The 874-nt window shown below is 49.7% G+C and carries 1 rRNA gene; it reads left to right on the plus strand.

Annotated elements, in window-relative coordinates:
* Positions 1–874 (plus strand): 23S ribosomal RNA (locus ACQPUW_RS17225); the annotation flags it as partial.

Raw genomic sequence — 874 nt, forward strand, 5'->3', positions numbered from 1 at the left:
TGGTCAAAAGGGAAACAGCCCAGATCGTCAGCTAAGGTCCCAAAGTGTAAGTTAAGTGGGAAAGGATGTGGGATTTCTAAGACAACTAGGATGTTGGCTTAGAAGCAGCCACTCATTGAAAGAGTGCGTAATAGCTCACTAGTCGAGAGATCCTGCGCCGAAAATGTAACGGGGCTAAACTTACCACCGAAGCTACGGGTTCACACATTAGTGTGAGCGGTAGAGGAGCGTTGTAATCGGGCTGAAGTCGTACCGTAAGGAGCGGTGGACTGATTACAAGTGAGAATGTTGGCATCAGTAGCGAGATGTGGGTGAGAATCCCACAGGCCGAAAATCTAAGGTTTCCTCAGGAAGGTTCGTCCGCTGAGGGTTAGTCGGGACCTAAGCCGAGGCCGAAAGGCGTAGGTGATGGACAATCGGTTGATATTCCGATACCACTATTATCGTTATTATCGATGGTGTGACGGAGAAGGATAGGATGTGCTAGCTATTGGATGCTAGTCTAAGCGTTTAGGGAGTTAAGGTAGGCAAATCCGCTTTAACAATCCTGAGGCGTGATGGGGAAGGTTCTACGGAACCGAAGTATCTGATTCCATGCTTCCAAGAAAAGCATCTAGAGAGAAAAATAGTGCCCGTACCGCAAACCGACACAGGTAGATGAGGAGAGAATCCTAAGGCCCGCGGAAGAATTGCAGTTAAGGAACTAGGCAAATTGACCCCGTAACTTCGGGAGAAGGGGTGCCTGCGAGAGCAGGCCGCAGAGAATAGGCCCAAGCAACTGTTTAGCAAAAACACAGGTCTCTGCTAAAGCGAAAGCTGATGTATAGGGGCTGACGCCTGCCCGGTGCTGGAAGGTTAAGGGGAACACTTAGCG

It is taken from the genome of Clostridium sardiniense (assembly GCF_050584765.1).
Taxonomy (GTDB): domain Bacteria; phylum Bacillota; class Clostridia; order Clostridiales; family Clostridiaceae; genus Clostridium; species Clostridium sardiniense_A.